At 25.3% G+C, this 7,966-nt stretch carries 9 protein-coding genes and 1 pseudogene; 5 read left to right on the forward strand and 5 right to left on the reverse strand.

Going from position 1 to position 7,966, the window contains the following annotated elements:
- Window positions 1-40: 40 nt before the first annotated feature.
- The 5 genes and pseudogenes from CLTHE_RS13365 to CLTHE_RS17075 form a co-directional block, all read right to left on the reverse strand.
- Window positions 41-637 (reverse strand): DUF4004 family protein, encoded by a 597-nt coding sequence (locus CLTHE_RS13365; protein ID WP_080023895.1) that lies wholly within the window; start codon window positions 635-637, stop codon window positions 41-43.
- Window positions 637-1,326, reverse strand: coding sequence for a hypothetical protein (locus CLTHE_RS13370; RefSeq protein ID WP_080023896.1), 690 nt, complete (start codon window positions 1,324-1,326; stop codon window positions 637-639). Before CLTHE_RS13370 ends, CLTHE_RS13365 begins: the two co-directional genes overlap by 1 nt.
- A 19-nt stretch (window positions 1,327-1,345) precedes the next feature.
- Window positions 1,346-2,077, reverse strand: a complete 732-nt coding sequence (locus CLTHE_RS13375; protein WP_080023897.1) for a hypothetical protein — start codon at window positions 2,075-2,077, stop codon at window positions 1,346-1,348.
- Between the two features lie 215 nt (window positions 2,078-2,292).
- Window positions 2,293-3,012, reverse strand: a complete 720-nt coding sequence (locus tag CLTHE_RS17070) for an FAD-binding oxidoreductase (RefSeq protein WP_242830415.1) — start codon at window positions 3,010-3,012, stop codon at window positions 2,293-2,295.
- A gap of 51 nt (window positions 3,013-3,063) precedes the next feature.
- Window positions 3,064-3,600: pseudogene (locus tag CLTHE_RS17075) on the reverse strand (NADH peroxidase); the annotation flags it as partial.
- Window positions 3,601-3,843: 243 nt separating this feature from the next.
- Between CLTHE_RS17075 and CLTHE_RS13385 the strand changes: the two are divergent.
- The 5 genes from CLTHE_RS13385 (at window position 3,844) to CLTHE_RS13405 (ending at window position 7,933) form a co-directional block, all read left to right on the forward strand.
- Window positions 3,844-4,764 carry a DUF5685 family protein gene (locus CLTHE_RS13385; RefSeq protein WP_080023899.1) on the forward strand — a complete coding sequence of 307 codons (921 nt, stop codon included), beginning with the start codon at window positions 3,844-3,846 and terminating at the stop codon, window positions 4,762-4,764.
- Window positions 4,751-5,365, forward strand: coding sequence for a J domain-containing protein (locus tag CLTHE_RS13390; protein ID WP_080023900.1), 615 nt, complete (start codon window positions 4,751-4,753; stop codon window positions 5,363-5,365). Before CLTHE_RS13385 ends, CLTHE_RS13390 begins: the two co-directional genes overlap by 14 nt.
- A 23-nt stretch (window positions 5,366-5,388) precedes the next feature.
- The gene (locus tag CLTHE_RS13395) at window positions 5,389-5,886 is read left to right on the forward strand and encodes a hypothetical protein (protein ID WP_002598140.1); all 498 of its coding nucleotides are present in this window, start codon (window positions 5,389-5,391) and stop codon (window positions 5,884-5,886) included.
- Between the two features lie 208 nt (window positions 5,887-6,094).
- On the forward strand, window positions 6,095-7,360 hold the full coding sequence (locus tag CLTHE_RS13400) for a DUF1002 domain-containing protein (RefSeq protein WP_080023901.1): 1,266 nt from the start codon (window positions 6,095-6,097) through the stop codon (window positions 7,358-7,360).
- Between the two features lie 150 nt (window positions 7,361-7,510).
- Window positions 7,511-7,933, forward strand: coding sequence for a hypothetical protein (locus tag CLTHE_RS13405; protein WP_080023902.1), 423 nt, complete (start codon window positions 7,511-7,513; stop codon window positions 7,931-7,933).
- Window positions 7,934-7,966: the final 33 nt, after the last annotated feature.

The following is a 7,966-nucleotide window of genomic DNA, read 5'->3' on the forward strand; positions in this document are numbered from 1 at the left end:
AAAAGAAGCCAAATAGCTTCTTGTACATTATTCTACTTCTTTATTTTTTTATCTCAAAAAAATTTAATTTTAATAAAACTTTTGCTTCATCATCTTTTATTATTTCTTCTTCTCGTTCTGTTAAATAATAAAATAATACTCCTAATTTTCTTTTTATTATTAATATCTCATTATCTTTTATAAATGAAAAATTTTCTTTTATTTTTTCTATTAAAGATATTATCTCTTCAAAATTAAAGCTTCCTGATTCAAGCATATTCTTAAATATAACTATAAATAAAACTTCATCACTATTATATCTTTCTTTTTTACTATATTTATTTTCAAACATTTCTAAAATATATTCAGGAATAATATTTTCCACAATATATTTTCTTGAAATCTCACATTTTTTTATTTCATTTGAAAACATAGCTGAAAGTTCATCTAAAGATACAGTATCCTTTAACCTTAATATCTCTCTTATTCTCTCTAATATTTTTTCTTCTGGGAAAAAAGTTTCTTGCCCTGTACTAACACTTTTTTTTATAAACCATTCTTCTGGTATTATTTTTTTTCTTTTCCATCTATATAGTTGTCCATAGGAAATATCAGTTATTTGAAGTAATTCTTTTTTTGATATTAATTTCTCTTCCATTATTTATACTTTACCTCACTATTCTTATCTATTGTTAAATTTCCACTACATTCTACTCTTTCTATTTTGCATCCTTTTCCTATAACTATATCTTTTCCTCTTACAATTTTACACTCTACATTAGTAAGATTTATGTTATCTCCTTCTATTATATTACTGTATAATTTATGCTCTCTTCTCATAATAGAATTTATTAAATTTGGTTTTTTTACAGTAATATTCTCACCTCCTATTTCATTTATAGTACAAGAATTATATAATTCTATATTTAAAACATCACAATTTAATAATCCTTTTATATTAGCCTCTCCCTTACATTTAAAAATTTCTGCTTCACAATTATTATCTACTTTTAAACTTCCATATATATTTGTAGTTTTCACTTTTAGATCATTGCTTATTTTAATATCACCTTTTATTGATATTTCACCAACCTCGACACTTTTTTTGAATAAAGAATCACCTGAAACACTTAACTTTTCATTTATTTTTATATTGTCTAAAGATTTAAATTCTCCCATAATAGTTAAATTATCTGTTTCTATAAATTCACTAGCTTCTGCTTCTCCTAAAATTTTTATTTTTTTAGCTTTAATAGAATCTAAAAATTTACCATTTCCCATAATAGTTATATTATTAAATTCACCTTTACCAATAGTCCCATCACCCATTATTTTTATATTATTCATTTTTATATCTCCAATCTATTTAATTTAACTCTCTTTTTTCACAAAAATTTCTTTTATTAACTTTGCTATTATCATTCACTTCTAATGAAATTTCATAATTAACTTCTTCAATATTGCAATTTTTACCTATTACAACAGTTTTCCCTGAAACTTTTTTTGCACTAGTATTCTCTAAATAAACATAATCACCTTCTATAGTTTCAGCAATAAGTCTGTTAGAGAAAAACTTTCCTACAAGCGGTATATTATTTATTTTTTTATCACTTCTTACCTCAATATTTTCTCCACCCATTTCTTTAACATTTGCAGATTTATATATTGTAATATTTATATTATCAGCACTTAATAATCCATTTATATTTATCATTCCATTACATTTAAAATTTGTTCCTTCACAATTTTTTTTACTGCTTATAGATCCACTTACAAATGCATTATTAAATGTAATTCCTTCACAGGCCTTTACGCTTCCTGATATAATAGCTTCATTAAAAGATAAATTTTCTTTAATTTTCATATATCCATTTACATTTAAATTTCCATCAGAATTTACTTCACCTTTATAACGCATATAGCCACTTATATCTATATCTTTGCATTTTAAAATTCCTTCTCCTGAACAAGTTCCTGATATAGAAACAGAATTTGCTATCACATTTCCTTTTAACCTTCCAACTCCTGCAATAGATACTTCATTATATTCTCCTTCACTTATAGTTCCAGTTCCATTTATATTCATATCATTTTTCAATTTAGCCAACCTCCGTAACATTGTTACATTCAATTCCAAAAAAAATTAGAATAAATCTAAAATTTTTCTTTTTCAACGTAACATTGTTTCATTAATTTTTAATAACATTATATCATTATTACTAAATTTTGCAATAGTAAAAAAATCTTCTTTAGAAATTAAATTCTAAAGAAGATTTAATAAACCATTTAATTATATATATAACTTTTATACTATTACATGTTTGCTAAATCTGCTGATGGTCCAAACATTTCATAATTGATATTTTCATCTGATATTCCCATGCCTTTAAGTGTATTGTATATATGCTTCATAAATCCTAAAGGCCCACAAAAATAGAATTCTCCATCTCTTGGTAATGTTTCTAACCATTCTTTTGACATAAATCCTTCATATTGATAATCTTCACCTAATACATCACTTTCTAATGGTGTTTGATAGAATATTGCACTTTCTACATTTGAATTAGCTTCCTTTATTTCTTCTAATTCTTTTTTGAAAGTATGTGCTGTTGAATTTAATACAGCTTGAGCAAATATAACTTTTCTATTTGAATCTGCTGCTTTATAAAGCATTGACATCATTGGTGTTACACCAATTCCTCCACTTAATAAAACTAATGGTTTATCATTTCCTTCTTTTAATACAAATTCTCCTAGTGGATTAGTTAAATCTACTACATCACCTACGTTTAAGTTTTCATGTATATATCTAGATACTAACCCTTTTTCTTCTCTTTTAACACTTATTCTATAGAAGTTAGCTCCTGGCTTCATTGAAAGACTGTATTGTCTTACTTCACTCTTATGCTCACCTTCTTTAATTGGCATTATTGATATGAATTGCCCTGCTTTATGCTCTTTTAATTCTGTTCCATCTTCTCTTTTAAAATAAAAAGAAGTTATTAAATCATTTTCTGCTTCTCTTTTTACAATTTTAAATTTTTTATATGAAAAATCATCTTCATTTGGATTATTATCCTCTCCAAAATATCTATCTAATAACCCTTTGAATGCTCTTCCATGTCTAGCTTCATCTTTACACATTTCATGAACTGTATCATGAATTGCATCTAAATTTAATTGTTTAGCTAATGTAGCTAAATCTTTTTTACCTTGACAAGCTCCGAATTCAGCATCTACTCTTGCTTGTAAGTTTGCTTTTGTATCAGCTACAACTACTTCTCCTAAAAGTTCTGCAAATTTAGCTGCATGTTCTGCTTCCTCAAATGCTATTCTTTTATATGCTTCTGCTACTTCTGGATGTCCTTCTCTATCTGCTTGTCTTGACATTGCTAAATACATTCCAACTTCTGTACATTCTCCAGTAAAGTTAGCTCTTAATCCTTCAATTATTTTTTCATCTACACCTTGTGCTACACCAATTTTATGTTCATCTGCCCAATCCATTTCTCCAATTTGTTCTTTAAATTTATCAGCTCCAACTCCACATACTGGGCATTTTTCTGGTGCTTTTTCCCCTTCATATATATATCCACATACTGTACAAATAAATTTTTTCATATTTAATTCCTCCCTGATTTTATATAATATGTATTTTATTTAATTTTCCGTTTTTTATTCTTTATGATATTATATTATATAAATATTTTGTATTAGTCAATAATAATTATTAAATAATAAAAAAATATTTTATTAAAAACTTTCTTTCTTTGTTCAAAATGTCAATTTTCTGCAAATGTCTATACATATTAACAATTATTTATTGTATAATGTGTTTATACTTAACTTAAAGGAGTGTTTTTATTGTTTGGATATGTTACTCCATTAAAATCAGAACTTAAAATACGAGAATTTAATAAATTCAGAGGCTATTATTGTGGCCTTTGTACTTCTATAAAAAAACAATTTGGTAATATACCAAGAATGTCTCTTAATTATGATATGACTTTTTTAGCTCTTTTTCTTCAAGCATTAACTGATGAAAAAGAAGAAGCAGATATGCTTAGATGTTTTGTGCATCCAGTAAAGAAAAAGCCAACTATAATTAATAGTCTTGCTATAGATTATGCTGCTAATATGAATGTTTCACTTTTTTATTATAAAATGTTAGATGATTTTAATGATGATAGAACTTTTAAAAGTAAAGCTTCACTTATCTTTTTAAATCCTTATCAAAAGAAATTTTCATCTAAAATAAAAGTTATTAATGAAAAAATAGAAAAATCTTTAAAGGATCTATCTTTTTTAGAAAAAGAAAAAAATTTTTCTTCTATAGATGATATATGTCATCCTTTTGCTGAAATAGTAGGTAATATTATGATGATGTATCCTAATAAGCTAAAAAACGATTCTTTCGATTTACGAGAAGATTTATATTCCTTTGGCTATGCTTTAGGGAAATGGATTTATCTTATAGATGCTCTTGATGATTTAAAAGAAGATATTGAAAAAGGAAAATTTAATCCTATTAATTATCTTTATAACAAAGATAATATTTCTTATGATGAATTATTAACTAAAATAAAGGACAGATTAGAATTTAATATTTTAAATTGTGCTTATACTTGTAGAGAAATTTTCTATAAGCTACCATTAAATAATAATAATGATATAATTAAAAATATCATTGAATTAGGAATGATGGATAGATATATTAGAATAATAAATAAAAATAATAATACGTGTAATATGAAAGGTAGTGAATTTAATAATGAATCCATATGAGGTTTTAGGTCTTAAAGAGGGAGCTTCTCAAGAAGAAATTAAAAAAGCTTACAGGGCTCTAGTAAAAAAATATCATCCTGATCAATTTACTGATAATCCTCTTAAAGAACTTGCAAATGAAAAATTAACTGAAATAAATAAGGCATATGATATGCTTACTAAAAATGCTACAAACAATAATAATAGTTATAATAATGGAAATTATAATAATTCTGGGTATTCTAATGGTAATGATGCATATGCATTCCAAGAAATTAGAAGACTTATTCAAACTAGAAATATTCAAATGGCTATGGATAGATTAAGTTCTATGGGTAACCATAATGCTGAATGGAATTATCTTATGGGAGTTTGCCAAATTTCATTAGGTAGATATGATTCAGGACTTAATTATCTTCAAACAGCTGTAAATATGGATCCAAATAATTTTGAGTATAGGCAGACTCTTAATAATCTAATGCAAAGACAACGTAATTATAGCAATCCATATTATAATACAAGTGGTGCAAATGGCATGAATATGTGTAATTGTTGTATGGACCTTTGGTGTTTAGACACTATGTGCGAATGTATGGGTGGCGATTTTATAGGTTGCTGTTAATTAATTTGGGGAGTTGATAATTTATGCAAAGTAAAGCATCAAACATTGCTACCGGCGGAATATTAATTGCCTTAACTGTTGTAATACTTTACTTAACACCACTTATTCCTATTAATACATTGGGACTACTTACAATAACATCTCTTTTTGTTCCTATTGGTCTTATGAGATGTAATATGAAAACTTCAATAGCTATTTATATAGGATCTTCTATTTTAAGTTTTTTACTTGTTCCTTTAAATATATCATTTTTATATTTAATATTCTTCGGAATATATGGAATAATAAAACACTTGGCTGAAAAAAGAAATAATAGAATAAAAGAATTTATAATAAAACTACTATTTTTTAATATTGGGCTTATAATTTACTATTTTATATTTACAAGCTTTATTGGAGTTTTAAATCTTAAAATATCTATTTATTTATTATATGTTGTAAGCCAAATTGTATTTTTAATATACGATTTTGCTTTAACACTTTTAATAGCCTTTTATTTAGATAAACTTCATAATAGATAAAATACTTTGGATTCTTCAAAATATTGAAGAATCCATTTTTATTTAAAATAAAATTTTCTATTTTAAAGATTACAATTTCTTAAATTTTAATTACATTTTTTTTATATAATCTTAAGAATAAAATAAAGTTTTCTTAAATTCAGTATGGTATAATTAATAAAATTTAGAAATCAAATTTATTTTATTAAATTTAGAGGTGAATAATTAAATGAAAAGTAAAAAAATAATTGCTACATTAGTTTTAGCAGGAACTATTTTCTCTACTATGGGAATCTCGGCTTTCGCTGATCAATTTAATGTTATATCAATAGGAGCTAATTTAACTCCTACTCAAAAACAAGAAATGTTAAACTACTTTAACGCACCTAAAGGTAGCTATCAAGAAGTAACTATTAACAATCAACAAGAACAAGAAGAACTTAGAGGAATATTACCAGAATCTGAAATAGGAACTAGAACAATTTCTTGTGCATATGTTCAACCAACTCAATCTGGAGGAATAAATGTAAAAACTGCAAATCTTACTTATGTTACAGCTAGTATGATTTCAAATGCCTTAACAACTGCTGGTATTTATAATGCCAATGTTGTTGCTGCTGCTCCTTTCCAAGTAAGTGGTACTGGTGCTTTAACAGGAATAATGACAAGCTTTGAAAAAGCAACTGGAGAACAAATAAGCCCTGAAAAAAAAGAACTTGCTAATAAAGAGCTTGAAGTAACTTCAAAAATTGCTCAAGATAGCAATACTGGACAAACTAAAGCCTCTGCTGTAGTAAGTGGTGTTAAAGCTAAAGTTATACAAAATGGTGAACATAGTGAAAGTCAAATTGCTCAAACTATAAATAATGTTACTAACAATTATGGTGTTACTCTTACACCTAATCAAGAAGCTGATTTAAACAAATTAATGCAAAGTATTTCTGATCAAAATTACAATAAATCTGAAATGATGAAAACTTTAGATAAACTTCAAGATGAAGCAAACAAAATTCTTCAAAATCAAGGACAACTTAAAGGATTCTTTAATAATTTACAAGTTCATTTTGATAATTTTGTAAATTGGGTGAAAGGATTATTCACAAACAAAAAAGATGAAGGAGGAATTGTAAACCAAACAAATAATAATTCAACTATTGGAAAAGATGCTGTAACTACTGGTAATACAGATGCTGTTGAAAATACTGCTCCAACTGTTGATCAAAGCAAAAGTGGTGTAAATAATAATGCTATAAATGTTGTTAATTCAAGTGATACTACAATTAATACTAATAAGCCAAATGAAAATACTAAAAACTCAAATACTCAAAATACTAATGATCAAACTAGCAACGAAAACCAAACAAATGAAAATACATCAAATTCTACTACTAAAAACTCAAAAGATAATAATAAACAAGATGCTACTACTCAATCTCAAACTTCACAAAGTAGTCAAGCAACACAAAATAATACAAACACACAAAGTGCTCAATAATAAATTAAAGACTGTAGATATATCTACAGTCTTTTGTATTTTTTGGACTTTTTTAATTTAATTTGATATAATTAGAAAAAGAGAAATTTTATTCTATCTAAGAAAACGTTTTCTAGTTTTATTTAAAATAAGTATTAAGAGGTGATTAGTATGAGTTGTTTTATTATCTTATTTATATTACTTATAATTGTTGCTGGAATTCTTTTAAATTCTAAAAATAATTTACCCTCTAAATATAAAGGTATAGTTTCTAACATAGAAGAAAAACCTTTATATAATGATTCACATGATAGAGTTTTAGGAACTTATGGTTTTGTAAAATTCAATTCTGATTTAGATAACGACACTTTATTTAACTTTTATATTGATATTATAAAATCCTCAAAATTAGATTTCTTTTTACTTCTTAATGAAGATAATTTAGAATATGGTATGATTATAGTACCAAGCACAGGATTAGTTACTTATGGTAAATTTAATAAAAAACTTCAATTAGAAAATAAAATTTTAACTGATGTTCTTAAAAGCACAGTAACTAAAGTAAATCCTGTTACTAAGATAGTACTAATTTAATATAAATAAAAATACTAAGATGTTTATAATATC

The sequence above is a fragment of the Clostridium thermobutyricum DSM 4928 genome (genome assembly GCF_002050515.1).
In the GTDB taxonomy this organism is placed as follows: domain Bacteria; phylum Bacillota; class Clostridia; order Clostridiales; family Clostridiaceae; genus Clostridium; species Clostridium thermobutyricum.

Bases quoted from the DNA above. Each gene is read 5' to 3' on its own strand.
- CLTHE_RS13400 (WP_080023901.1), top strand. From the start codon at position 6,095: ATGAAAAGTAAAAAAATAATTGCTACATTAGTTTTAGCAGGAACTATT.
- CLTHE_RS13390 (WP_080023900.1), top strand. From the start codon at position 4,751: ATGAATCCATATGAGGTTTTAGGTCTTAAAGAGGGAGCTTCTCAAGAA.
- CLTHE_RS13370 (WP_080023896.1), bottom strand. From the start codon at position 1,326: ATGAATAATATAAAAATAATGGGTGATGGGACTATTGGTAAAGGTGAA.
- CLTHE_RS13395 (WP_002598140.1), top strand. From the start codon at position 5,389: ATGCAAAGTAAAGCATCAAACATTGCTACCGGCGGAATATTAATTGCC.
- CLTHE_RS13405 (WP_080023902.1), top strand. From the start codon at position 7,511: ATGAGTTGTTTTATTATCTTATTTATATTACTTATAATTGTTGCTGGA.
- CLTHE_RS13365 (WP_080023895.1), bottom strand. From the start codon at position 637: ATGGAAGAGAAATTAATATCAAAAAAAGAATTACTTCAAATAACTGAT.